The 25,170-nt window shown below is 60.8% G+C and carries 19 protein-coding genes; 16 read left to right on the top strand and 3 right to left on the bottom strand.

The window, feature by feature from the left end; all coding sequences use genetic code 11:
• Window positions 1-179: 179 nt before the first annotated feature.
• From OGI63_RS09110 to OGI63_RS09100, 3 genes are read left to right on the top strand one after another with little or no spacing between them, the layout of a single operon-like run.
• On the top strand, window positions 180-1,334 hold the full coding sequence (locus tag OGI63_RS09110) for an NAD(P) transhydrogenase subunit alpha (protein ID WP_004217856.1): 1,155 nt from the start codon (window positions 180-182) through the stop codon (window positions 1,332-1,334).
• Between the two features lie 2 nt (window positions 1,335-1,336).
• Entirely contained in the window at window positions 1,337-1,648 is a 312-nt protein-coding gene (locus OGI63_RS09105) for an NAD(P) transhydrogenase subunit alpha (RefSeq protein WP_004269096.1), read from the top strand.
• A complete protein-coding gene (locus OGI63_RS09100) occupies window positions 1,648-3,063 on the top strand; it encodes an NAD(P)(+) transhydrogenase (Re/Si-specific) subunit beta (protein ID WP_004217858.1) in 1,416 nt (471 codons plus the stop codon). The genes OGI63_RS09105 and OGI63_RS09100 overlap by 1 nt, the downstream gene beginning before the upstream one ends.
• Window positions 3,064-3,172: 109 nt before the next feature.
• On the opposite strand, the gene OGI63_RS09095 is transcribed toward OGI63_RS09100, so the two are convergent.
• Complete coding sequence (locus OGI63_RS09095; protein ID WP_004217859.1) at window positions 3,173-4,174, bottom strand: alpha/beta hydrolase; 1,002 nt, start codon at window positions 4,172-4,174, stop codon at window positions 3,173-3,175.
• A 245-nt stretch (window positions 4,175-4,419) separates the two neighbouring features.
• Here OGI63_RS09095 and OGI63_RS09090 point away from each other — a divergent pair, with 245 nt between their 5' ends.
• The 3 genes from OGI63_RS09090 (at window position 4,420) to OGI63_RS09080 (ending at window position 7,292) form a co-directional block, all read left to right on the top strand.
• Window positions 4,420-5,046, top strand: coding sequence for a 50S ribosomal protein L25/general stress protein Ctc (locus OGI63_RS09090; RefSeq protein ID WP_004217860.1), 627 nt, complete (start codon window positions 4,420-4,422; stop codon window positions 5,044-5,046).
• A gap of 213 nt (window positions 5,047-5,259) precedes the next feature.
• A complete protein-coding gene (locus tag OGI63_RS09085) occupies window positions 5,260-6,387 on the top strand; it encodes a branched-chain amino acid aminotransferase (RefSeq protein ID WP_004217861.1) in 1,128 nt (375 codons plus the stop codon).
• A 119-nt stretch (window positions 6,388-6,506) separates the two neighbouring features.
• Complete coding sequence (locus OGI63_RS09080) at window positions 6,507-7,292, top strand: trimeric intracellular cation channel family protein (RefSeq protein ID WP_004217862.1); 786 nt, start codon at window positions 6,507-6,509, stop codon at window positions 7,290-7,292.
• 90 nt (window positions 7,293-7,382) lie between these two features.
• On the opposite strand, the gene rpsT is transcribed toward OGI63_RS09080, so the two are convergent.
• Window positions 7,383-7,643: a 30S ribosomal protein S20 gene (gene rpsT / locus OGI63_RS09075; RefSeq protein ID WP_004217863.1), complete on the bottom strand. Its 261-nt coding sequence runs from the start codon at window positions 7,641-7,643 to the stop codon at window positions 7,383-7,385.
• Window positions 7,644-7,790: 147 nt separating this feature from the next.
• Between rpsT and lepA the strand changes: the two genes are divergently transcribed.
• The 5 genes from lepA to OGI63_RS09050 all read left to right on the top strand — a co-directional run bounded on the left by lepA (window position 7,791) and on the right by OGI63_RS09050 (window position 17,924).
• On the top strand, window positions 7,791-9,671 hold the full coding sequence (gene lepA / locus OGI63_RS09070) for a translation elongation factor 4 (RefSeq protein WP_004217869.1): 1,881 nt from the start codon (window positions 7,791-7,793) through the stop codon (window positions 9,669-9,671).
• A 7-nt stretch (window positions 9,672-9,678) separates the two neighbouring features.
• Entirely contained in the window at window positions 9,679-10,992 is a 1,314-nt protein-coding gene (gene hemW, locus OGI63_RS09065; RefSeq protein WP_004217870.1) for a radical SAM family heme chaperone HemW, read from the top strand.
• 272 nt (window positions 10,993-11,264) lie between these two features.
• Window positions 11,265-15,785 (top strand): glutamate synthase large subunit, encoded by a 4,521-nt coding sequence (gene gltB / locus OGI63_RS09060; RefSeq protein WP_004217872.1) that lies wholly within the window; start codon window positions 11,265-11,267, stop codon window positions 15,783-15,785.
• A gap of 1 nt (window position 15,786) precedes the next feature.
• Window positions 15,787-17,322: a glutamate synthase subunit beta gene (locus OGI63_RS09055; protein WP_004217873.1), complete on the top strand. Its 1,536-nt coding sequence runs from the start codon at window positions 15,787-15,789 to the stop codon at window positions 17,320-17,322.
• 143 nt (window positions 17,323-17,465) lie between these two features.
• A complete protein-coding gene (locus OGI63_RS09050) occupies window positions 17,466-17,924 on the top strand; it encodes a hypothetical protein (RefSeq protein ID WP_004217875.1) in 459 nt (152 codons plus the stop codon).
• An 83-nt stretch (window positions 17,925-18,007) separates the two neighbouring features.
• Here OGI63_RS09050 and OGI63_RS09045 read toward each other — a convergent pair whose 3' ends face one another.
• Window positions 18,008-18,493 (bottom strand): peroxiredoxin, encoded by a 486-nt coding sequence (locus OGI63_RS09045; RefSeq protein ID WP_004217876.1) that lies wholly within the window; start codon window positions 18,491-18,493, stop codon window positions 18,008-18,010.
• A gap of 251 nt (window positions 18,494-18,744) precedes the next feature.
• Here OGI63_RS09045 and glgA point away from each other — a divergent pair, with 251 nt between their 5' ends.
• The 5 genes from glgA to metE all read left to right on the top strand — a co-directional run bounded on the left by glgA (window position 18,745) and on the right by metE (window position 25,166).
• Complete coding sequence (glgA, locus tag OGI63_RS09040) at window positions 18,745-19,989, top strand: glycogen synthase (RefSeq protein ID WP_014483165.1); 1,245 nt, start codon at window positions 18,745-18,747, stop codon at window positions 19,987-19,989.
• A 73-nt stretch (window positions 19,990-20,062) separates the two neighbouring features.
• Window positions 20,063-20,905 carry an ABC transporter ATP-binding protein gene (locus OGI63_RS09035; RefSeq protein ID WP_004269094.1) on the top strand — a complete coding sequence of 281 codons (843 nt, stop codon included), beginning with the start codon at window positions 20,063-20,065 and terminating at the stop codon, window positions 20,903-20,905.
• A gap of 97 nt (window positions 20,906-21,002) precedes the next feature.
• On the top strand, window positions 21,003-22,061 hold the full coding sequence (locus tag OGI63_RS09030; protein WP_004217880.1) for a tRNA (adenine-N1)-methyltransferase: 1,059 nt from the start codon (window positions 21,003-21,005) through the stop codon (window positions 22,059-22,061).
• 100 nt (window positions 22,062-22,161) lie between these two features.
• Window positions 22,162-22,716 carry a SixA phosphatase family protein gene (locus tag OGI63_RS09025; RefSeq protein WP_004217881.1) on the top strand — a complete coding sequence of 185 codons (555 nt, stop codon included), beginning with the start codon at window positions 22,162-22,164 and terminating at the stop codon, window positions 22,714-22,716.
• Window positions 22,717-22,862: 146 nt separating this feature from the next.
• Entirely contained in the window at window positions 22,863-25,166 is a 2,304-nt protein-coding gene (gene metE, locus OGI63_RS09020; RefSeq protein WP_004217882.1) for a 5-methyltetrahydropteroyltriglutamate--homocysteine S-methyltransferase, read from the top strand.
• Window positions 25,167-25,170: the final 4 nt, after the last annotated feature.

The following is a 25,170-nucleotide window of genomic DNA, read 5'->3' as shown; positions in this document are numbered from 1 at the left end:
TTCTGGCGTAATTAGTCACGCCTTGGACGAATGAGGGGGAGTCGGTGGCCCTGCTGTGGTAGAGCGGTCGGCAAAAGTATTCGATACATGGACTTTTCCATGGTGTTACATGCATGTTTCGTTAGACTGGGCGCTGTATGTTCACCATTCCCATCCGGGGATGCATAGAAAGGGTTCATATGGCTCAAACACCAGAAGCCAACGTGGTCTTCGGCGTTTTCAATGAGACGTCAGACCATGAATCCCGCGTCGCGTTGACGCCGGATACCGTGACCCGCCTGCGCAAGGCGGGGGTCACATGCATGATTGAGCAGGGCGCCGGGAACGCAGCCGCCTACACCGACGAGGATTACGCCAAGGTCGGCGCCACCGTTTGCACTGCCGACGATATACTCGCCAAGGCCGATGCCCTCGGCTTCGTCGATCGGCCATCCGAGCAGATGATCGGTCGCATCAAGCCGGGCACCTGGGTCATAGGCATGCTGAGCTCATTCACCGACGAGGACTATGTGGCGGCGCTGGCAAGCGCCGGCATAACCGCCGTCGCCATCGAACGTCTGCCACGCCAGCTCAGCTCAGCCCAGTCGATGGACGAGATGACCTCGCAGAATTCGGTGATGGGCTACAAGGCGGTGCTGGTGGCCGCCAACGCCTACGGTTCCTTCCTGCCGATGATGACCACGGCTGCAGGCACCATCCGTCCGGCTAAGATGCTCATTCTCGGCGCCGGAATCGCCGGCCTGCAGGCCATTGGCACCGCCAGAAGACTCGGTGCCGTGGTGACGGCGTACGATGTTCGTCCCGCCTCGAAGTCCGAGGTGGAATCGCTTGGTGCCAAGTTCCTCGACCTCGGTATCGACCTGTCCCGTGGACAGGGCGAGGGCGGTTACGCCCGTGCGTTGAGTGCCGAGGAGCAGGCGCAGCAGCAGGCGGCCGTGGACCGAAAGGCCGCGGAATTCGACATCATCATCACCACCGCCAAGGTTCCCGGCCGTAAACCCCCCATGCTGCTCACCAAGGCCGGTGTGGGTGGTCTGCACCGCGGCAGTGTCATTGTCGATTGCGCGGCCAGCGAGCTGGGCGGCAACGTGGAGGGCTCGCAAATAGGAACGCAGGTGACTGACGGCGGTGTGACCGTCATCGGCGCCCCGTATCTGGCCAGCGAGGTGAGCACCACCGCCTCCAATCTGCTCAGCCGCAACGTGGCGGATGTCCTCGCCCACTTCCTGGTGAACGGCAGACTCGAAGTGAGGCAGGGCGAAGAGCTCGACGATGCGATGGTGGTCGCCCACACGCATGCCGACAGCAACGACGACAAGAAGAAAGGGGAGTGACGATGCCAGATCTGGTCGTATCGATCACCCTGTTCATCCTCGCACTGATCATTGGCATAGAGGTCATCGGAAAAGTGCCGGCGACGCTGCACACGCCATTGATGTCAGGTGCGAACTCCATCCACGGCATCGTCATCGTCGGTGTCGTCATCGTGGCCGCCGAGGCCAACAACTGGCTCTCCTATGTGTTCATCTTCCTCGCGGCGGTGCTGGGAACAATGAACGTCGTGGGTGGCTATGTGGTCACCGACCGCATGCTCGAGATGTTCAAGAGTAACAAAGATGACGCCAAGGGGAAGGGAGGCGACAAGTAATGAACACCACGCCAATCGATATTATCGCATGGTTCGCATACCTGCTGTCCGCCGTGATGTTCGTCATGGGTCTTCATTACATGAATTCCCCGAAGACGGCGCGTAAGGGCAACTTCATCTCGGCGGCCGGCATGGTGGTCGCCGTGGTCATGGCCTTCGTCAAACTGTTCATCACCGGATTCGAGAATGCAATCGCCATCTGGCTGCTGATCGCAGGCATCATCATAGGTGCCGTCGCCGGCGTCGCCTCGGCGAAGAGGGTCAAGATGACCGACATGCCGCAGCTCGTCTCCGTGTTCAACACCGTGGGCGGCGGTGCGGCGGCCCTTGTCGCGCTCAATGACATCCTCGCCGGGGAGGGCACTCCGAGCATCGTCGTGCTCATCACCGCTGGTCTGGGCGTCATGATCGGTTCGGTAACCTTCACCGGTTCGCTTATCGCCGCCGGCAAGCTGCAGGGCGTCAAATGGGTGAGGAACCTCTCGCTGCCCGGCAAGAGCTTTTGGAACATCCTGTTCATCGTGCTCATGGTCGCCTCATTCGTGCTGTTGTGCGTGTTCCCGCAGCAGCGCCTCCTGTGGGCGATCCTCACCACCGTGTTCGCCTTGTGCTACGGCCTGGTGTTCGTCATTCCGATCGGCGGTGCCGACATGCCGGTGGTCATCTCGGTGCTCAATGCGTGCACCGGCACTGCCGTCGCAATGTCCGGCTTGGCCATTGACAATGTGGCGCTCATCATCGCTGGCGCCCTCGTCGGTTCTGCCGGCGTGACGCTCTCCGTGCTCATGTCGAAGGCCATGAACCGTCCGCTCATGTCGGTGCTTGCCGGCGGCTTCGGCGGTTCCAATGCATCCGCCGGTGATGGCGAGGGGCCGGAAGGCACGATGAAGGAAACGTCGGCAGACGATCTCGCGGTGCAGCTCGTCTATGCCGACAAGGTCATCTTCGTACCTGGATTCGGTCTGGCGCAGGCGCAGGCGCAGCGTGAACTCGCCGATCTGGGCGAACTGCTCAAGGAGCATGGCGTTGAGGTCGAATATGCGATCCATCCAGTGGCCGGTCGTATGCCCGGTCATATGAACGTGCTCCTCGCAGAGGCGAACGTGCCCTACGACGAGCTCGTCGATCTCGACGACATCAATCCGCAGTTCCCGGCCGCCAATGTCTCATTGGTCGTCGGCGCGAACGATGTGACGAACCCGGCCGCACGCAGACCCGGTACGCCGGTCTCGGGCATGCCCATCCTCGACGTCGACAAGTCGCAGAACGTCGTCGTGATGAAGCGTGGCCGTGGCAAGGGCTACGCCGGCATCGAGAACGAGCTGTACTACGAAGACAACACGCAGATGCTGTTCGGCGATGCCAAGCAGAGCCTGCAGTCCGTCATCGCGGCTGTCAAGGAGCTGCTCGGCTGAGTCCGCGGCCATTTCCATGGATTGAAGTATTGAATAGATGGATGGGGGCAGGGTCCCGCTGTGGCGGGACCCTGCCCCCATCCATCGCTATTGGGGATGGAATCGGCGATCAGTCTGCCATGTGCAGGCAGCGGCGTAGGAAGGCGTCCACCGTGCTCCAATACAGATTCCTATCGGTGGTCAGGCCGAGTATATGACCTGCGCCATGCACCTGCAATCTCGCCTTCACGGGGCTGGCGCATGCGGTATATAGTCTGCCCAGCATATGCGGGCTGACGATGTCGTCCTGGTCCCCTTGAATGAACAGTATCGGCAACGTGGTGCGATGCAGCTGTTCGATCGCATTCGCCTGACGGAATCCGAAGCCGAGACTGAGCCTGTTCACCAGACTGGCGCAATCCACCATCGGCTTGGCCATCCATTTGGGCAGGTGAAGCATTGCGGAGACCGAATCGAGCATCTGGTCGTATTCGCTAGAGAACCCACTGTCGACGACGGCGCACACCACGTTGCGAGCCAGACGCGGGTCGGCACAGACGTCGAGTATCGTGGCGGCGCCCATCGAATTGCCATGCAGCAGTATGCGGGCGTCAGGGTCACGGGCCACAATCGAGTTGACCCAGCGCAGCAGGTCCTCACGCTCCAGCCAGCCCATGCCGACGAAGCGGCCCTCGCTCAGTTCATGGGCACGTTGCGCCGGCACCAGCACCCTCATGCCGAGATTGGCGTAATGGTATGCCCAAGGTGCCATCTCCTCGGGACCTCCGGTGTAGCCATGCATGCAAATGGCATGGGTATGGGGCAGTGGCGCGGCCGTGTTCGCATCGAAACGCCATGCATGCAGTTTTAGCCCGTCATAGCTGCGTATCTGCTCGGCATGTCTGGTCTGTTCGAACCACAGCTGCGCCTGCGTATCCTCCGCTGCCCGATGCGCCGGGTCGTGCTGGGCGAAAGCGCTGCGTGACTTGTTGCGGAACAACGAACGGTTGGATTGCGAATCGAAGGTGACGGAAAAGATCGTCTCCCCGGCGGCGAGGATCATGCCACAGGCCAGCATCGTTCCGGCTGCGGCTCCCATATATGGCCATGCGCTCGATATTCGTTTCGTCATGTCTGCCTCCACACCCGCAAGTCGTTCCGTTGTCATACCGGAGCCGCGGCGTTCTGATTGCATGGTACTGCATAACGAATATATATGGTATTGCTCTCCGTCATGTCGCGGCCTGCCGGTAGTGTTGAGGAGTTGCTTTGGCGAGGGAGGCCGGTCGGCCTCCGTCATCGACTCGGCAAAAAGTGGGCTCCTTGGGGCCGCTTTGGCTCGTTGATGCGTCAAGTGGAAACAAGGAGGAATGCAACATGGCTAACAATAGCATTGTTCTCGAAGGCGAACTGCGCACCGAGTTTGGCAAGGGCCCTGCCCGCCGCATGCGCGTTGCCAAGGAGATCCCGGCGACCATCTACGCAGGTGGCGACCAGCCGGTGTATGTGAAGCTGCCGATGCGTGAGACGTCGCTGGCCCTGCGCCACACCAACGCACTGTTCACCATCAAGTTCGGCGCCGACTCCAAGCTCGCTGTCGTCAAGGATGTGCAGCGCAACCCGGTCAAGCGCATCATCGAGCACATCGACTTCTATGAGGTCAAGGCCGGCGAGAAGATCGAAGTCGAGGTTCCGGTCTTCGTCGAAGGCACCCCGAAGGGTGGCGCCATCGCAGTGGTTGATGCGCAGGAGCTCAAGGTCCGCGCAGATGTCTCCAACCTCCCGGAGCGCATCGTCGTCTCCGTCGAGGGCCTGCAGGATGGCGACAACATCTTCGCCAGGGATCTCGAGCTGCCGGAGGGTGTCGAGCTCGATATCGCCGATCCGGAGGAATCCGTGGTCACCATCGAGATCCCGCAGGAGGATCCTGCCGATTTCGAGACCGCTGAGCCGGCAGATGCCGTTCCGGCGGAAGATGAGAAGGACGCAGGCGCAGAGGCCTGAGCCGTTCGCGAATCCGTGTAAAGGACCCGTCGTCTTCGGCGGGTCCTTTACGCATATGGAATCAAGATGTCCGTTCGCTGACGGTGAGATATTTCAAAATATGAACCGGCTTTGCGCATTCGTAACGGGGTGTGTTTACAGTAACAGACAAATCGGTGCCACAAGCGCTGCAAAAGCCAACATATTCCAAGAATGATTCAAAGAAGCGAGAAAATGACCAACGATTCTCATCACAATCCAGAAGCCCTCGACAAGCTCGCCGAGGACTGGACTGTTCTGCCCAATCCGAACCCGGCATCCGATGCGAAACGAGAGGAGCTCATCGATAGGCCGGCATTCGGCCAGGTGTTCTCCGACAGCATGGCCCACATGACCTGGACCAAGGGCGAAGGCTGGAACGACCGCCGCATCGAGCCGTATGCGCCGCTGAAGATGGATCCGGGCGCCTCGGTGCTCCATTATGCGCAGGAGTGTTTCGAGGGGCTCAAGGCATATCGCCATGCCGACGGTTCCACTTGGCTGTTCCGCCCTGACTGCAATGCGGAACGTCTGCAGAATTCCGCCAAGCGCCTGTATCTGCCTGAAGTGCCCATCGATGATTTCCTGGGTTCCTGCGCCGCGCTTGTCGAACAGGATGTGAAGTGGGTGCCGAGCCGCCGTGAATACACGCTCTACCTGCGTCCGTTCATTTTCGCCTCCGAGGCGTTCCTCGGTGTGCGTGCGCCCGAGGAGGTCGAGTATTGCGTGATCGCTTCCCCGTCCGGTCCGTATTTCCCGGGTGGTGTGAAGCCGGTGAGCATCTGGGTGGAGGACAAGTGGTTCCGCACCGGTCCCGGTGGCACCGGTTTCGCCAAGTGCGGTGGCAATTATGCCGCATCGTTGCTCGGCGAGTACCGTGGCATCTCCGAGGGCTGCGAACAGGTCTGCTTCGTCGATGCCGCGACGAAGACCTATCTTGAGGAACTCGGTGGCATGAACATGATGGTCGTGTACAAGGATGGCCATGTGGAGACCCCGAGCCTAACCGGCAACATCCTCCCTGGTGTCACCCGTCGTTCGATTATCCAGCTGCTTGAGGACGATGGCCATGACGTCGTCGAGACGATGATCGCCTTGGACCAGCTGCTCGACGACATCAAGTCCGGCAAGGTCACCGAGGTCTTCGCCTGCGGCACCGCGGCGATCGTCACCCCGATCGGCCGTTTCAAGTCCGAGAAGTTCGATGTCACCGTCGGCGACGGCGAACCGGGCGAGCTCACGATGGCGATTCGCAATCAGTTGCTGGGCATCCAGCTCGGTGAGATCGCCGATCCGCACGACTGGATGTGGAAGGTGTGCTGAGCCGACACCAGTGGCAACCGCATATGCGGTGTGCAAGGACGATGCTTCACGGCATCGCCCTTTTCCGTTGTAGTCTTGAATGTGCAGTATACGCACTGGCGGAACAGGAAGTCTGATTCATGGAAATAGCGTTGCAGAGCACACCGTTCTTCCAGGCGGTCGAGTACCTTGCGATCTTCTCTTGCGGCATGGCCGGGGGACTGACGGCGGTACGCAAGCGCTATGACGTCTCATCGATCATCATCATCGCATGGATCACCGCGCTTGGAGGCGGAATCATACGTGATGTGCTGCTCGGGGCGTTACCACCGGTGGGAATCTCCGACATGGGGTCGGTGCTTACTGCGTTCGCCGCCGGGGCGGTTACGGCCGTGGTGCATCCGGAGGTCGACAAACTCAAATGGTCCATGATCACCATCGATGCGCTGGCACTTGGCCTGTTCGCGGTGAACGGCACGAGTAAGGCCCTCCTGTACAACACCTCGGGCATGACCGCAGTGTTTCTGGGTACGTTCACGGCGATGGGCGGCGGGGTGATTCGCGATATGCTCGTCAATGAGGTGCCGATGGTGGTGCGCGATCCCCATCTCTATGTGGTGCCGGCGGTGCTTGGCAGCATCTTCACCGTATGGGTATGGCGCGCTCATACTGGCCGGCTGATCGGGGACAATACGGAGATGCTCCTCGATGTGGTGATTGTGCTTGTGGTGATTGTGCTGCGCATCTGCTCGGTGAAATTCAACATTCGACTGCCGGGCGCGGTGCAACGACACCGTGTGCATCTGCCGGCCACGCTGCTGAGGGGAGAGAGGGCGCAGACGGACACCGACGGGCAGCGTCGGAAAGCCGCACCGGATTCCAAGGATGCTCCGGGACCCCGGCGCGGTGATCCGGCGTCAAGCTGATCGGACGAACGCTCGCTCCTTCCAGATATCCGCATACGCAAAAGAAAAGACCCCGGCGGTTGGACCGGGGCCTTTGCATATGCGAACGAATCACATGGCGTTGATCTGCAGAGCGAGGCTGGATTTACGGTTCGCAGCCTGGTTCTTGGCGATGACGCCCTTGCCTGCAGCCTGGTCGAGCTTGCGGCCAGCGATAGCGAAGGCGGCCTCAGCGGCGGCCTTGTCGCCGGAAGCGATGGCTTCGCGGGTGCGACGGATGTAGGTCTTCAGAGCGGACTTGACCGCAACGTTGCGCTGATGCGCCTTCTCGTTCGTGCGAACGCGCTTCTTCTGCGACTTGATGTTTGCCACTATCTATTCTCCAAACGAAGTGTTTCTATAAGGACATACAAATGAGAAGAATACCATGATGCGGGGATAAACGGAAGGTGTCGGATTCCGTGGGCTTGCCGTGGCGTATGGGTAGAATCATACAGTTACCAACGTATAGGAGGGTTCGTGAGCGAGCAGCATAACCAGCCGGGATTCACCGATCAGTCGTTGATCCGTAATTTCTGCATCATCGCGCATATTGATCATGGCAAATCAACCGTTGCAGACCGCATCCTCCAGCTTTCGGGAATCGTACCCGAACGCGAGATGCGCGACCGGTTCCTCGACCGCATGGACATCGAGCAGGAGAGGGGCATCACGATCAAATCGCAGGCCGTGCGTGTGCCATGGTCCTATGACGGTCAGGAGTACACCCTCGGCATGATCGACACCCCCGGACACGTCGATTTCACGTACGAGGTCTCGCGAGCCTTGGCGGCATGCGAGGGGGCTGTGCTGCTCGTGGACGCCACGCAGGGAATCGAGGCGCAGACACTGAGCAATCTGTACATGGCCATCGACCACGACCTCACCATCATCCCCGTGCTCAACAAGATCGATCTGCCCAGCGCCGAACCCGACAAACACGCCGAGGAGATCGCCAGTCTCATCGGCTGCGAGCCGAGCGACGTGCTGCGCGTCTCCGGAAAGACGGGGGAAGGTGTGCGCGAGCTGCTCGACCGCATCGTCGTCGACGTGCCGGCACCCACCGGTGATCCCGATGCGGACGCCCGTGCGCTCATCTTCGATTCCGTCTACGATTCCTACCGCGGCATCGTCACCTATATCCGCATGGTAGACGGAGAGCTCAGATCACGTGAGAAACTTCATATGATGGGTGTGGGCACCACCTACGACCCGATTGAGATCGGTGTGATCAGTCCCGATATGATGCCGACGCGCGCGTTGGGTGCCGGCGAGGTGGGCTACGTGATCACCGGCGCCAAGGATGTGAGCCAGTCAAAGGTGGGCGACACGATCACATCCACAGCCCATCCCGCCACCGAGCCGCTTCCCGGCTACCGTGACCCGCAGCCAATGGTCTACGCGGGGTTGTTCCCGATCGACAACGCCCAGTTCCCCGAGCTTCGTGAGGCCCTTGACAAGCTCAAGCTCAACGATGCCGCCCTCATCTACGAACCGGAGACATCGGTGGCGTTGGGATTCGGCTTCCGCTGCGGCTTCCTCGGTCTGCTCCACATGGAGATCGTCTCCGAGCGGCTGAGCCGCGAATTCGGTCTCGATCTCATCTCTACGGCCCCGAACGTGCCGTACGAGGTGACCGCCGAAGACGGCACCGTGCATCGTGTGACCAATCCGAGCGAGTTCCCGGACGGCAAGATCAAAAGAATCGTCGAACCGATGGTGGCCGCCGACATCATCACCCCCAAGGAGTTCATTGGAGCGGTGATGGACCTGTGCCAGGAACATCGTGGCACGATGAGCACCATGGAATACATCTCCACCGACCGCGTGGAGATGCATTACCGCATACCGCTCGCCGAGATCGTGTTCGATTTCTTCGACCAGTTGAAGAGCCGGACGAAAGGCTATGCGTCGCTCGACTACCACGACGATGGCGAGGAGGCGGCCGATCTGGTGAAGGTGGATATTCTGATCCAGGGGGAGAAGATCGATGCTTTCTCCGCAATCGTGCACCGCGACAAGGCCTATAGCTATGGCGTGATGATGACGAAGAAACTGCGGGAGCTCATTCCGCGCCAGCAGTTCGAGATTCCCATCCAGGCCGCAATCGGCTCCCGCATCATCGCGCGTGAGAACATACGTGCGCTGCGCAAGGATGTTCTGGCGAAATGCTATGGCGGTGATATCACCCGTAAACGCAAGCTGCTCGAAAAGCAGAAGGCGGGCAAGAAGCGCATGAAGATGCTTGGTCATGTCGAGGTGCCGCAGGAGGCTTTCGTCGCCGCGTTGTCGACCGGCGAAGGCGGCAACGACCGCGATACGAAAGACAAGATCCGCGCCGCGCAGAAGAGCGAAGGCTGATCGGGCCATGTGCGATGCAGCAGCGCCGCTCACGGCGCATCCGCCAGCTTCGGCCTCCATGCCATTCGAGGTGTATGTGCATGTGCCGTTCTGCATTCGCCGCTGCGGCTACTGTGATTTCAACACCTACACGGCACTCGACCTCGGGGAGGGCGCTTCGCGCGCAAACTATGCGACGTTGGCCATTCGCGAGATGCGGGTCGTGCATGAATGGCAGTTGGCACATGGTGTGGTGGAGCCGCCTGCATCCACCGTTTTCTTCGGCGGGGGCACGCCGACGTTGCTACCTGCCGGCGATCTGGTGGCGATGCTGGACGCCGTGCGCGAGATATGGGGCATTCGTGAGGATGCCGAGATCACAACCGAGGCGAATCCCGACTCGGTCGATCCCGGGTATCTGCGCCTACTGAGGGACGGTGGGTTCACCCGAATCTCATTCGGCATGCAGTCGAGTGTGCCGCATGTGCTGCGCACGTTGGATCGCACCCACAATCCGTCGAATGTGGCTGCGGATGTCGAGGCTGCACACAGGCTCGGGTTGGAGACGAGTGTCGATCTGATCTACGGAGCGCCGGGGGAGAGTATCGAGGACTGGTGCGACAGCGTGCGATCGGCCATTGATCTGGGCGTGCACCATATCTCCGCTTACGCATTGACGGTCGAACCCCATACGAAGATGGGCAGACGCATCGCCGCCGGTGAGATCGAGGCTCCGGATGATGATGACGAGGCCACCAAATATGAGCTTGCCGACCAGCTGCTGAGCGCTGCGGGGCTTGAATGGTATGAGATATCCAATTGGGCGCGCCCCGGGCACGAGAGCCGGCACAACCTGGGGTACTGGCGCAACGTGGATTGGGCCGGGATCGGACCGGGGGCGCATAGCCACTACAATGCGGTACGCCGCATGGATATGGGAATCGGCCATGATCCCAAGGCGGGCATACCGGTAGGTGCCAACGGGCAGGGTTATCCGGCGCGTGATACGTGGACGTCCATGCGCGCATGGGACATACCGCATCCGCGAGTCTGGGCGGTGGCTCTTCAGCACAATCGTGTGCCATGGCAGGACTTCGAACTCATCGACTGCGATGAGAACGCCGAGGAGCTGCTCATGCTCGGTGTTCGTCTGCGGGAAGGTCTCAATGTCTCCGCCTTCGCCGAACGGACCGGCATGAAGATTCCTTCCACGGCAATCGACACATTGGTGAACGAGGGATTGCTCACCCGTTCGGACGACGCGCTGATTGCGACATTGCGGGGCAGACTGCTCAACGATCTGGTGATCGAGCGCCTCATGGATGCCGCCTTCCATCACTGAATCTCATCATTCGGGCGTATGTTCGCCGTGTGACGGCATGACATACTCCCGTAATGATGCGGGAAATAGAATGCATGGAGCTTAGATTCCCGGAGCGTGAAATTCGCCCATTGACATCCAGTGCGTTCTTCGGTATGTGGACTCAAGTGGCGGCAACGGGCCGACGCCCGCTAACCTAAGTTGGACAACTGCCCATGGATTGCCATGAAGGAGAGGTGATTGCGGTGACTTTTGCGAGCCCGCTAGATTTGACGATTCATCGCCCGGAGGGGATGTATGATCCCGCTGCCGAGCATGATGCCTGCGGTGTCGGTATGGTCACCACCCTCAACACGAGGCCGGAACGCAAGATCGTGGACGATGCCATCGAGGTGCTGATCAACCTCAACCATCGTGGGGCCGTCGGAGCGGAGGAGAACACCGGTGATGGTGCCGGCATTCTGATGAGCATGCCCGATGAGTTCATGCGTGCCGTCATCGATGCGCCGCTGCCGGATCCGAAGCACTATGCGGCTGGCATCGCGTTCCTGGACCGTGACATCGCCACCAGCGGCCAGCAGGAGCAGGCCATTGCCAAGATCGCCACCGAGGAGGGGCTTGAGGTGCTGGCGTGGCGTGTGGTGCCCACCAATCCTGATGGTCTGGGACTGCAGGCACTGGCCAGTATGCCATCGTTCAAGATGCTGGTCCTGGCGGATCCGCAATCGGCTTTGGCGGGCGTGGATCTCGATCGCAAGGTCTACCGTGTGCGCAAGCGCGCCGAACACGAGGTGGGCGTCTATTTCGCATCGCTCTCGTCGATGACCATCACCTACAAGGGCATGCTCACGACGATGCAGCTGAAGCCATTCTTCCCGGACTTGTTCGACGAGCGCATGAAGGCCACGATTGCGATAGTCCATTCGCGCTTCTCCACGAACACCTTCCCGAGCTGGCCGTTGGCACAGCCCTTCCGCCTCATCGCCCATAATGGTGAGATCAACACGATCCAGGGCAACCGCAACTGGTTCTCAGCTCGTGAGGGGCGCCTGAGCTCCAAGCTGCTCGGCGACATGAAGGAACTGCTGCCTATTCTCACGCCGGGGTATTCCGATTCGGGCACCTTCGATGAGGTGCTTGAACTATTGCACCTTGCAGGTCGTTCCCTGCCACATGCCATCTTGATGATGGTGCCCCCGGCGTGGGAGAACAACAAGGAGCTCGATCCGGACGTCCGTGCATTCTACGAATACAACAACACGCTCATTGAACCATGGGATGGCCCAGCCGACATCGTCTTCACCGACGGCGAGCTTGTGGGGGCGTTGCTTGACCGCAACGGCTTCCGTCCGGGCCGTTGGCAGATCACCGATGACGGTTATGTGGTGCTTGCCTCGGAAAGCGGCGTGCTGCCCCAGGTGGGTGAGGAGCACATTGTGCGCAAGGGACGTCTTGAGCCCGGCAAGATGTTCCTCATCGACACCGCGCGTGGCGAGGTCATCGAAGACGACGTGATCAAGCATGAACTGGCAACTGCGCATCCCTATAGGGAATGGGTGGAAGACAACACGGTGGAGATGAAGGAGCTGCCGCAGCGTCAGCACATCAATTATTCCGGCCGTTCCGTACACCGGCGCCAGCGTGCCTTCGGCTACACGCAGGAAGAGCTCAAGATGGTGCTGACTCCCATGGCCAATACCGGCAAGGAGCCGCTCGGTTCGATGGGCAACGACATTCCGCTTTCCGTACTCTCCAGCCGCAGCCGCATGCTGTTCGACTACTTCATGCAGAAGTTCGCACAGGTCACGAACCCGCCGCTTGACTGGGAACGCGAGAAGATCGTCACCTCGATCGCCTCGGCGATCGGGCCCGAACCGAATCTGCTCGAAGACTGTGCACTGCATGCCAAGAAGGTGATCATCCCGCAGCCGGTGCTCACCTCCGACGAGATGGCCCAGCTCAAGCGCTTGGATCGCGCCTCACAGCTCGGAGGCTATTACAAGCCGTATGTGATCAGGGGACTGTATCAGGTCACCGGCGGTGGCAATGCCTTGGAGACCCGTCTGGAGGAGATCTTCGCCGAAATCGACCAGGCCATCGCCGACGGCAGCAATTTCCTCGTGCTCTCCGACCGCGACTCCAACCATATGATGGCTCCGATCCCGTCGCTGCTGCTCACTTCGGCTGTACAGCATCATCTGCTTCGCAAGCATACGAGGACCCAGATCTCCATGGTGGTGGAGGCCGGCGATGTGCGTGAGATTCACCATGTGGCGCTGCTCATCGCCTACGGCGCGGCCGCAGTGAATCCGTACCTGGCATTTGAGTCAGTGGAGGAGCTTTCCCGCACCGGCTATGTGACGGTCGACCCCGAGACCGCAATCGAGAATCTGCGCAATGCGCTTTCCACCGGCGTGCTCAAGATCATGAGCAAGATGGGCGTCTCCACGATCATGAGCTACCGTGGTGCCCAGCTGTTCGAAGCCGTCGGCCTCGACAGCGCCGTGATCGACAAGTACTTCACCGGCACGGTATCCCGTGTCGAGGGCTGCGGGCTCGACGACCTGGCCGAGGAGGTGGCGATCCGCCACCGCGAGGCATATCCGAACCAATGGACGGCGACACCGCACCGTGTGCTGCGCACCGGCGGCGAATACAAGTGGCGCCGCACCGGTGAGGAGCATCTCAACGACCCCGAGGCGATCTTCCTGCTCCAGCAGTCCACCCAACGCGGCGACTACGACATGTTCAAACGCTATTCCGCGCATATCAACGACACATCGAACCGTCTGATGACACTGCGTGGACTCATGAAGTTCAACGCGGTGCGCAAACCGATCGACATCAGTGAGGTCGAGCCGGCCACCGAGATCGTCAAGCGATTCTCCACGGGTGCCATGAGCTATGGCTCCATCTCGAAGGAAGCCCACGAGACGCTCGCCATCGCAATGAATTCGATTGGCGCACGCTCCAATTCCGGCGAGGGTGGCGAATCAACGGAACGGCTCAACGATCCGAAACTGTGCAGCAAGATCAAGCAGATCGCCTCCGCCCGTTTCGGTGTGACGAGCGATTACCTGGTGCATGCCACCGATCTGCAAATCAAACTGGCGCAGGGAGCCAAACCCGGCGAGGGCGGCCATCTGCCGGGGGCCAAAGTGCCGCCGTGGATCGCCAAGGTGCGCCATGCAACACCTGGTGTGGAGCTCATCTCGCCGCCTCCGCATCATGACATCTACTCCATCGAGGATCTCAAGCAGCTCATCAACGATGCGAAGATGGCCAATCCGAAGGCTCGCGTGCATGTCAAGCTTGTGTCCGAATTCGGTGTGGGCACCATTGCGGCCGGTGTGGCCAAGTGCCATGCCGACGTGGTGCTCATTTCCGGCTATGACGGCGGTACTGGTGCGGCCCCGCTCAATGCCATCCGCCATGCCGGCACGCCATGGGAGATCGGTCTGTCGGAAACCCAGCAGACGTTGATTCTCAATGGTCTTCGCTCGCGCATCGTCGTCCAGTGCGACGGCGAACTGAAGACCGGCCGTGACGTGGTGATCGCGGCGCTGCTGGGAGCGGAGGAGTTCGGCTTCGCCACCACCGCTCTTATGGTGGAGGGCTGCGTGATGATGCGCGCATGCCAGAAGAACACCTGTCCACAGGGTATCGCCACGCAGGATCCGGAGCTCAGGGCACGCTTCACCGGCAAACCCGAACATGTGGTGAACTTCATGATGTTCATTGCCGAGGAAGTGCGTGAACTGCTCGCACAGCTCGGTTTCCGCACGCTCGAGGAAGCGGTGGGGCATGTGGAGTGCCTGGACCAGAACGACGCCATAGAGCGCTGGAAGTCCGCGGGCATCGACTTGAGCCATGTGCTCATGCAGAGCGGTCCGGTTCCCGGCACGGTGCTCCACCAGACGATCGAACAGAACCATGAGCTTGACACGGCCCTCGACAACGTGCTCATCGAACAGGCGCACGACGCCCTCGAGAACGGCACGCCAGTGCGTATCACCGCCGACATTCGCAACGTCAACCGTACGGTGGGCACAATGCTCGGGTACGAGATCACCCGGCGATACGGCGAGGATGGTCTGCCCGACAACACAATCGACCTGACGCTCAACGGCACCGGCGGCCAATCCATCGGCGCGTTCATTCCGCGTGGCGAGACGATTCGCATCGTCGGGGAGACGAACGACTATGCGGGCAAGGGCCTGTCCGGCGGCCGCATGGTGATCAGGCCGACCGACGCGATCACCTTCGATCCGCATACGAATGTGATCGCAGGTAATGTGCTGGGATTCGGCGCCACTTCGGGCGAGATGTTCGTGGCCGGCCGTGCCGGCGAACGCTTCGGCGTGCGCAACGGTGGCGCCACCTTCGTGGTGGAAGGGGTCGGCGACCATGGCTGCGAGTACATGACCGGCGGCACCGTGGTGATCCTCGGTTCCACTGGGCGCAATCTCGGCGCCGGCTTCTCCGGGGGCCATGTGTATGTGCTTGACCTTGACAGGGACAAGCTCAACCCCCAGGCCGCCTCCGGCGCGCTGCAGATCGAACCGCTTGATGAGCATGCCTCGGCTGTTGTTCGCGAATTGGTCGAGCGCCATGCCGCCGAGACCGGCTCCGTGTTCGCCAAGGAGCTGCTGGAGCACTGGAGTGAGTCGGCGAAGCGCTTCACGCACCTCGTGCCGAAGCAGTTCGTCGCCATGACCGCCGCCATGGACAAGGCCAAGGCGGAACACATCGATTTCAACGAGCCCGGTGTGTGGGAGGAAACTTACGAGCACGTGATGGAAGGAGCGCGCTGACATGGGTGATCCACGTGGATTCCTGAAGGTGAGGTCCCGTAGGGAACCGGCCGAACGCCCCGTTGAGGAACGCATCAAGGATTGGCTTGATGTTCATGCGGAATCCGGTCTGCAGGACTGGACGCAGGAACAGGCCGCCCGATGCATGGATTGCGGCACCCCGTTCTGTATGTCGGGCTGCCCGCTGGGCAACATCATCCCCGAATGGAACGATCTGGTGCGGCAGGGACAATGGGAGGACGCCTACCATCGCCTGTCCATGACGAACAACTTCCCGGAGGTCACCGGGCGCATATGCCCGGCGCTGTGCGAATCGGCGTGCGTGCTCGGCATCCACCAGCCGCCGACGATGATCAAGAACGACGAGGTCACCATCATCGACCAGGCGTGGGATCTCGAATACGTCAAGCCGCTGCCGCCCGAACGTCTGAGTGACCAGACCGTCGCCGTCGTCGGCTCGGGGCCGGCCGGCCTCGCCTGTGCACAGCAGCTCACCCGTGCCGGGCACACCGTCGTCGTGTTCGAACGCGACGACGAGGTCGGTGGCCTCATGCGCTACGGCATCCCCAATTTCAAGCTCGAAAAGGGGCTCCTTGACCGTCGAGTCAAACAGATGGAGGCCGAAGGCACCCGCTTCCGCACGAACACCGAGATCGGCAAGGACCTCGGCTGGGACGATCTGCGCAGCCAGTTCGACGCCGTAGTGGTGGCCATCGGATCAACCGTTCCGCGCGATATGAGCATTCCGGGCCGCGATCTCGATGGCATCCATTTCGCCATGGAGTTCCTGCCCGACGCGACCCGTCGTGTGTTCGGCAAGCAGCCGATCCATGACATCACGGCCAAGGACAAGCATGTGGTGATCATCGGCGGCGGCGATACCGGTTCCGACTGCCTGGGCACTTCGATTCGCCAGGGGGCCAAGGATGTGACGGTGTTGCAGATCATGCCGCAGGAACCGACGAAGCGCCCGGACAACCAGCCTTGGCCGACCTTCGCCCGCCTCTACCAGAAGACCTCCTCCATGGAGGAGGGCGGCGAATACGTCTACAGCACCGATTCAGTGAACTTCGTGGGTTCCGAGGAGGACGCCGCCAAGATCACGGTGAGCGACAATACACAGACCGAGGGCTTCATCTCCGATGGAAACGGTCATGTCACCGGCCTCAAGGTCGTGTCGGTGGCCCCCGGCAAGGATGGCCCGTTCACCCGCCAGCCGGGCACCGAACGTGTGATCCCCGCCGACTTGGTGCTCATCTCGGTCGGCTTCCTGCACCCAGATACCGAAACCCTGCAGGCGCAGTTGCCGGTCGACCTCGATGGTCGTGGCAACGTCGCCCGTGACGACGCATTCCAGACCTCGCAGGATGGCGTGTTCTCGTGCGGTGATGCCGGACGCGGCCAGAGCCTGGTGGTATGGGCGATCGCCGAGGGCCGTTCCTGCGCTGCGGCCGTCGACAGGTATCTGACCGGATGCACCGAGCTTCCGGCCCCCATTGTCGCCTCGGAGCGCCCGATGGCGCTGCCTCGCCGCTGATCAAGAGGAGCAAGCCCCCGAAGCGAAGGCGGTCCCGGGTCGGGACCGCCTTCGCTTCTACGGGCTAAGTCACGACGGACGGCGCTGGTTCATGCCCTCGGTGCGCTAGAGTATGGGTGTTGGACTTTTACGAAGGAGAAGACATGGCCAATCGTGCGCAACGTCGTTCGAAAAACAACGGGGGAATGCCCTCGCAGTATGACTCGACACAGGGTCGTGGTCGCAGTGGCATGATCGACGAGTCGCAGTTGCAGGAGCGTTCCCGTCGGCTGAAGGAGGGCAAGAAGGGCCCGTGGAAGCCATCGAGCAGCGAACTTGAGAAGTACGAGGAGATCGCGCTCGACACGGATCCAGACAACTACGACCCGCCACAGGTGCTTCGTGCCCCACATTCCGGGCGCCAATGGGCGCGTCTGTTCAGCTGGATCGTCATCGTGGTGTCCGCCATCTCGTTCTTCGTGGTCATGTGGGTGCCTAACCTGCCGATGTGGGTGATCATCACGGTGTGTGCAGTCTTCGCCTGCGGTGTGATCAGCCTGTTCTTCACGGCCGGTGATTCGAAGAACAACCCGAACCTCGATCAGAATGGAACCGCCGTCTGATCAGACGCATGCAGGGGCGATGGCTGGGGCAAAAGGAAGGGGCCGCGGCGATGAGCGCGACCCCTTCCGGGAACGAATATGCCTTACTTGATCTTCTCGATCTGCTCGAGCAGTTCGTCGATCTGGCCGTTGACGTTCACGTCGTAGCCGGCGAAGCGAATCGTGTCGTCTCCGTCGAGCACGAAAGTGGAACGAATGGTCTCGTAGGTTTCCTTGCCGTCCTTCTCGTGCTCCTTGGCGGCGCCGTACAGCTTGTGCACGGTGAACTCCGGGTCGGAGAGCAGGATGAAGTTGAGGTCGTTGCTCTTGCGAAACTCCTGCAGCGCCTTCACATCGTCGGGGGAGATGCCGATGACGGCATATCCTTCGGCCTGGAAACGCTCGAGGTTGTCGCGGAAGTCCTTGGCCTCACGCGTGCACACCGACGTGCCCGCCTTCGGGTAGAAGTAGAGCACGACGTTCTGGTGCTTGAAGTCCGCAAGCGCATAGTGCTTGTATTCGTCCGATTCGAGTTCGAAATTCGGTGCCTTATCGCCTTTGTTCAGGCGTACAATGTTGTTTTCACTCATGTCTCCAACCTAGACCCGAACCCGGTGTCTGTATAGGCAAATACGCGAATAGAGTAGTTTTCGCGCGTTGGGGGAACGCCCATGAATCAATTACGCAAAAAGCGACGTGTTGACCATCTGCTTCGGTGTGCGGTTCGCGACGCCGGCGGAACGGATCGTTCCAATATACACAATCCATTGTGTTTCTCGCCTCCGAAGGCCGTATTGTGGTGTATGCAGTCGTATGCATGGAACTCATGGAAGAGGCGATTATGAAAGTTGACATTCTCACCCGCGAATACCCGCCGCATGTCTATGGCGGCGCCGGCGTACATGTGGAGGAGCTGGCGAAGGTGTTGGCCGAACGCATCGACGTGACGGTGCGCGCATTCGACGGACCGCGCGAATCCGAGGCGGCGCAGCACGACGGACGCGGCTCGTTGCGTGTGATAGGCTATGATGTGCCGACGGAGCTGGATGGCGACAACGCGGCCATCCGAACCTTCGGTGTGGATCTGCAGATGGCCAACGACGTCGACAGTGAACTCGTCCACGCCCACACCTGGTACACATGCCTTGCCGGGCGCATGGCGCAGCTGCTGCATGACATCCCGCTCGTGATCACGGCCCATTCGCTGGAACCATTCCGCCCATGGAAGCGCGAGCAGCTCGGCGGCGGCTACAATCTGAGCTCCTGGGCCGAACGTGACGCCTATGAGCATGCCGACCGCATCATCGCCGTGTCCGGCGGCATGCGTGAGGACATTCTCGCCGCCTACCCGAATGTGGACCCGAACAAGGTGGTCGTGGTGCACAACGGCATCACGCTTGCCGATTTCGAGACGCCGGCCCCCGATGATGCCGGCTGGGCGGTGTTCGACCGCTACCACATCGACCGCGACAAGCCGACCCTGCTGTTCGTCGGGCGCATCACCCGGCAGAAGGGGCTGCCGTACCTGCTGCAGGCATTGCATTTCGTCGACCCGGACATCCAGGTGGTGCTATGCGCGGGCGCGCCCGACACCCCGGAAATCGGCAAGGAGGTCAAGGAGGCGGTGGCTAGGCTCAATGAGGAGCGCGGCAACATCATCTGGATCGAGGAGATGCTGCCGAAGCACGAGCTCAACGCGCTCGAACACGGCTGCGATGCGTTCATCTGCCCGAGCATCTACGAGCCGCTCGGCATTGTGAACCTCGAGGCGATGGCTTGCGGTCTGCCGGTGGTCGCCACCGCGACGGGTGGCATTCCTGAGGTCGTCGTCGACGGGGTGACCGGGTATCTCGTGCCCATCGAACAGAAGCACGACGGCACCGGCACGCCGACGAATCCCGAACGGTTCGTGCACGATCTGGCGGATGCGATCAATGAGATGTTCGCCGACCCGCAGCGGGCCAAGGACATGGGTGAACGTGGGCGCGAACGCGCACGCGACAAGTTCAGCTGGGAGTCGATCGCGGACCAGACCGTCGCCGTGTACCGCAGTGTGCTCGAGGAGCGTGCGGCGCAGCACGAATAATTCGCGGCACGGCAAGCAAGAGGAAGCGGGCTGGATCCCATGCAACGGGATCCAGCTCTCATATGGGGGTGCAATGGAAGGACTGGACTGCGAAACACGGGCGTTGGCCATGCACAACGTGCATCTGCGACGGTATGGCCGTGTGATCGTGGATGACGTGAATCTGGAGATCGGACGCGGCGAGAAATGGATTCTGTTCGGGCCGAACGGCATTGGCAAATCGAGCCTGATCTCGATGATGAGCACACGCGCGTTCCCCACATCCGGCGACATCGACGTGCTCGGACGGCGCCTTGGCAAGGTCGACGTGTTCTCGTACCGCCACCTGATCGGACTGAGCTCGGCGGAGCTGTCGCGCGCGTTTCCGCCGTTCGAAGACCCGCTTGACGTCGTGGTCACCGCGCTCAGCGCGACGACCGGCCGTTGGAAGGACACCTATACATCCGACGAATACGCCCGCGCGCGCAGACTCATGGAAGATTTCGGCATCGCATACCTTGCCGGCAAGCAGTTCGGTCGACTCTCCGAGGGGGAGCGGACACGCACACTGATCTGTCGTGCGCTCATGGCCCAATCCGAACTGCTCATTCTCGACGAGCCGACAACCGGACTCGATCTCGGCGCGCGCGAGATCACGATTCGCGCGTTGTCGTCGCTGCATGACGACCCACGTACGATTATCGTCGTCACGCATCATCTCGAGGAGATCCCTCAGGGTTTTGACCATATTGCGATCATGGGACGCCAGTCAACCGTCACGTCGCAACCCGACCCTGCCGATCCAGCACCGGGAACGATCGAATATGCGGGTGACCTCGAACACGGGTTGACCGCCGAACGGCTGAGCCGACTGTTCGGCATGCCGCTCGACGTGCACCACATCGACGACCGATGGAGCGCCTTCGCCCGAATATGAGCATGTCGGCGACGGGAAGGCCGACGGATGGTGTAGACGAGCTTGGCTACAGTGGATTTACGTCCAATGAGCAAGCAGAGCATGGAGTCGAGAGCGTATGCGCAGAGGTCCGTTGCAATCCGGTGAGAAAGTGCAGTTCACCGACCGCAAGTCGAACAAGATCACCGACCAATTGGTTGCGGGCGGCGTCACACAGACCTCACATGGCATCATCCTGCATGACGATGTGATCGGCAGGAACGAGGGCAGCGTGGTCACCACCGTCACCGCCAAGCGTGAGGACCAATTCAACAGGGAGCACCCGGAACGCGATACGGCGAAACCATGGAAGGCTGCGCGCGCAATCGGCGGCTGGCAGTTCGCGGTGATGCGGCCGCGCATGGCCGACTATGTTCTGTCGATGCCGCGTGGCGCACAGATCATGTATCCGAAGGACATCGCGCAGGTGATTGAGCTCGGCGACATACGTTCGGGCGCCCGCGTGCTGGAATCCGGGGCCGGTTCGGGTGCGATGAGCCTGCACCTGCTCGACGCGGTGGGTGAGGGCGGCTGCCTGACCACGATCGAGATGCGCCCTGATTTCGCGAGGATCGCCGAGGCGAACGCCACATTGTATTACGGGCGCCGACCGGATTGGTGGAATCTTCTGGTCGGCGATTTCGATTCGGTGGCCTCCACGTTGCCGGAACAAGGATTCGACCGCATCATGCTCGACATGCTCGATCCCTGGAACCGACTGGAACAGGCGTATCGGGTGATCGCGCCAGGTGGCGTGCTCGTCGCCTATGTGACGACGACCACGCAGATGAGCCGTATGGCCGAAGCGCTGCGGGAGAGTGAGCATTGGACCGCACCGCAGATCCAGGAGACCATGGAGCGCAATTGGAAAGCGCAGGGTCTTGCAGTGCGTCCCGACCATCAGATGATCGGCCACACCGGTTTCCTCATCGTCTCCCGGGCGATGGCTCCCGGATACGATGCGTTGCGCAAGCGTGACCGTGCCACGAAGGACACGACGACGGATATCGACTCACTCTCCGTAGAGGAGCGCGAGGCATCGCTCGAGGAGCTTGAGCTTCGTGACATCTCCGACCGCAAGCTGCGCAAGGTGCTCAGGGATCTGGACGAACAACGCAGTCATTTGGATTCTCAATGACCGATTATCGCCGGGCGCGACACGATGCACTACAGCATGGCTGGAATTAGAATGGGAAGGGTGCGGGTCGGTCAGGCCCGGCGGGATGCATGGAGGAAGCGTGAATCTGAAGAAAGTGGCGAAGAGGGCCAAGGAATACAAGCACGTGCTCATCATCATGCGCCATGCGAAGACGGAGGCCTTCAACGCGAAGGGCGATTTTGAGCGTGTGCTCACCGACAAAGGACTCAAGCAGGCCAAGCGCGTGGCGAAGGGTCTGCGCGACATGGGATTGGTGCCGGATCAGATCGACTGTTCAAGCGCCACCCGGGCGATGCAGACATGCGAGCGCATGCTCAAGGTGTTCGGCGACGCTCCGAAAGTCGACTACTACCAGGATCTCTATGCGAAAGGTATGCAGGCGGTGTTCGACATGCTCGCTGCCTGCAAGGACAAACGCCATGCGCTGCTGGTGCTCGGCCATGAGCCCACCGTCTCGCTGGCGAGCCAGTGGCTGGCAGGCGAACAAAGTGATCCGGGCCAGCTCGATCTGCTGAACCTTGGCATGTCGACTGCCGGCGTGGCGATATTCGGTTCGAATGCGCCGTTCAGAAAATGGGGGACCCATGAGGCGAATCTCATTGCGGTGCTCACGCCGAAGGAGTTCGAAAAGTAGCAGGCGCAGGCGTCGACGGCAGGCTATAAGTGTGCCTTATAGCCTTTGAAAGAAAACTCCTATGCGCCGTTTTTAAGAATTTCGGGCTTGCACCGGTTCCAGTTTGCTAACGTGGTCTCCATTGCATCGACACGACTGGAGGATCCATGACCATTCCCACATCCATCTCGGGTTTCCCCCGCATCGGACGCGACCGTGAACTCAAGAAGGCCATCGAAGCCTATTGGAAAGGCAATGCCACGCTCGACGATGTGCGTGAGACCGGCCGCGAGCTTCGTGTTCGGCATTGGAGGTTGGAAAAGGACGCAGGCATTGATCTGATCCCGAGTAACGATTTCTCACTGTACGACCAGATGCTCGACACCGCGGTCCTGCTCAATGTGATTCCGGCCCGATACCGTCGTCTTGGTTTTGACAACCCTGAGGAGACACTGTTCGCCATGGCCCGCGGGTACCAGGGTGAGCGTGGCGATGTGACCGCATTGCCCATGAAGAAATGGTTCACCACGAACTACCATTACCTGGTGCCCGAATTCGACTCCTCCACCGAGGTGCGGCTCAACGGCACGAAACCGTTCGATGAGTACTTGGAGGCGAAGTCGCTGGGCATAGAGACGAAGCCGGTGCTCATCGGCCCATACACCTTCCTCAAACTCTCCCGCGATGCCGAGGCCCAGGAGCTCACCATCGACGAGGGGCTCGTGGATGCCGTGGCCGACGTGTACGCCGAGGTTCTCCGGCGCTTCGCCAAGCTGGGCGCGCAATGGGTGCAGCTCGACGAACCATATCTGGTGCTCGACAAGCACGAGGGTGACGTCTCGCTGTTCAAATCGCTCTATTCGCGTCTGCTGCCGGCGCGGGACAGCGGTGTCAGGGTGCTGCTCAACACGTATTTCGGCAACATAGCCGATATTTACGAAACAGTGAAGCTCTTCGAATTCGACGGGGTGGGACTCGACCTCATCGAAGGGCGTGACGAGAACCTCAAGGCCGTCGAACACCATGGTGTAGCAGCACGCACCACGCTCTTCGCAGGCGTGGTCAATGGCCGCAACATCTGGCGCAACAACTATGCGGAAAGCATCGCACTGGTGGAGGCACTCCAGCAGGTGACCGCCAACGTCGCAGTCGCTTCGGCCTGTTCGCTGCTCCATGTGCCGTTCAGCACCAAGGGGGAGGAACAGCTTGGCGACAAGGTGCTGCGCCATTTCGCCTTCGCTGTGGAGAAACTCGAGGAGGTTCGCGAGATCGCAGACCTCATGCAGCTCGACGACGATGCGAAGCGTCAGTCCACTGCGCTCGCCGCCAACCAGGCGCTGTTCGATGGCAGCCGTGTGGTCGCCGACGAAGTTGTGCGCGCCCGCATCGCCGCCCTTGCCGATGCGGACTATGTGCGCCGACCCGAGCGTGGCGAACGCCAGCGGCTCCAGCGTGAGGCGCTTGGCCTGCCGTTGCTGCCCACTACGACGATAGGCTCTTTCCCGCAGACCAAGCAGGTGCGTGCCGAACGCGCCCGCCTTCGCAAGGGTGAGATCTCCCAGGGGCAATACGACGAATTCATTCGACGTCAGATCGACGATGTGGTGGCCAAGCAGGAGCAGATCGGACTCGACGTGCTGGTGCATGGGGAGTTTGAGCGCAACGACATGGTCGAATACTTCGGTCAGAACCTCAACGGTTTCCTGTTCACGAAGAACGCCTGGGTGCAGTCCTACGGCACCCGCTGCGTCAAGCCTCCGATCATCTGGGGCGATGTGAGCCGTGCCCAGCCGATCACCGTGGCATGGAGCTCCTATGCCCAATCGCGCACCGCCAAGCCGATGAAGGGCATGCTCACCGGCCCTGTCACCATTCTCAACTGGTCGTGGCCCCGTGAGGACATCACCCATGAGGAGCAGACCAAGCAGTTGGCCCTGGCGATTCGGGACGAGGTCCTTGACCTCGAGAAAGCCGGCATCAGGATCATCCAGATCGACGAGGCCGCCTTGCGTGAGAAACTGCCGCTGCGTGAATCCGACTGGCATCGTGAATACCTCGACTGGGCGATTCCCGCATTCCGTCTCGTGCATTCCGCCGTGCAGCCAAGCACGCAGATCCACACGCATATGTGCTATTCGGAGTTCAACGACATCATCTCGGACATCGACGCCATGGATGCCGATGTCATCTCATTCGAAGCCTCCCGCGGCGATCTGGTGGTGCTCGACGCCATCCACGACGCCCACTTCGAAACCGAGGCCGGTCCGGGTGTGTACGACATCCATTCCCCGCGCATCCCCTCGGTCGAAGAGACCGAGGAGCGCATCGGCGAGATTCTTGCGAAGATGGATGTGAACAAGGTGTGGATCAATCCCGATTGCGGCCTCAAGACCCGAGGCAATGACGAAACCTGGCCGAGTCTGACGCACATGGTCCAGGCGGCGAAAGCCATGCGCGCCAACCTCGACTGATTCG

Source organism: Bifidobacterium sp. KRGSERBCFTRI (genome assembly GCF_025908335.1).
Note: the sequence above shows the minus strand (reverse complement) of the source record. Positions and strands in the feature narration are given on the sequence as shown.

Coding starts and splice junctions, on each gene's coding strand:
- OGI63_RS09110 (WP_004217856.1), top strand. CDS start 180: ATGGCTCAAACACCAGAAGCCAACGTGGTCTTCGGCGTTTTCAATGAG.
- OGI63_RS09105 (WP_004269096.1), top strand. CDS start 1,337: ATGCCAGATCTGGTCGTATCGATCACCCTGTTCATCCTCGCACTGATC.
- OGI63_RS09100 (WP_004217858.1), top strand. CDS start 1,648: ATGAACACCACGCCAATCGATATTATCGCATGGTTCGCATACCTGCTG.
- OGI63_RS09095 (WP_004217859.1), bottom strand. CDS start 4,174: ATGACGAAACGAATATCGAGCGCATGGCCATATATGGGAGCCGCAGCC.
- OGI63_RS09090 (WP_004217860.1), top strand. CDS start 4,420: ATGGCTAACAATAGCATTGTTCTCGAAGGCGAACTGCGCACCGAGTTT.
- OGI63_RS09085 (WP_004217861.1), top strand. CDS start 5,260: ATGACCAACGATTCTCATCACAATCCAGAAGCCCTCGACAAGCTCGCC.
- OGI63_RS09080 (WP_004217862.1), top strand. CDS start 6,507: ATGGAAATAGCGTTGCAGAGCACACCGTTCTTCCAGGCGGTCGAGTAC.
- hemW (WP_004217870.1), top strand. CDS start 9,679: ATGTGCGATGCAGCAGCGCCGCTCACGGCGCATCCGCCAGCTTCGGCC.
- gltB (WP_004217872.1), top strand. CDS start 11,265: ATGTATGATCCCGCTGCCGAGCATGATGCCTGCGGTGTCGGTATGGTC.
- OGI63_RS09055 (WP_004217873.1), top strand. CDS start 15,787: ATGGGTGATCCACGTGGATTCCTGAAGGTGAGGTCCCGTAGGGAACCG.
- OGI63_RS09050 (WP_004217875.1), top strand. CDS start 17,466: ATGGCCAATCGTGCGCAACGTCGTTCGAAAAACAACGGGGGAATGCCC.
- OGI63_RS09045 (WP_004217876.1), bottom strand. CDS start 18,493: ATGAGTGAAAACAACATTGTACGCCTGAACAAAGGCGATAAGGCACCG.
- glgA (WP_014483165.1), top strand. CDS start 18,745: ATGAAAGTTGACATTCTCACCCGCGAATACCCGCCGCATGTCTATGGC.
- OGI63_RS09035 (WP_004269094.1), top strand. CDS start 20,063: ATGGAAGGACTGGACTGCGAAACACGGGCGTTGGCCATGCACAACGTG.
- OGI63_RS09030 (WP_004217880.1), top strand. CDS start 21,003: ATGCGCAGAGGTCCGTTGCAATCCGGTGAGAAAGTGCAGTTCACCGAC.
- metE (WP_004217882.1), top strand. CDS start 22,863: ATGACCATTCCCACATCCATCTCGGGTTTCCCCCGCATCGGACGCGAC.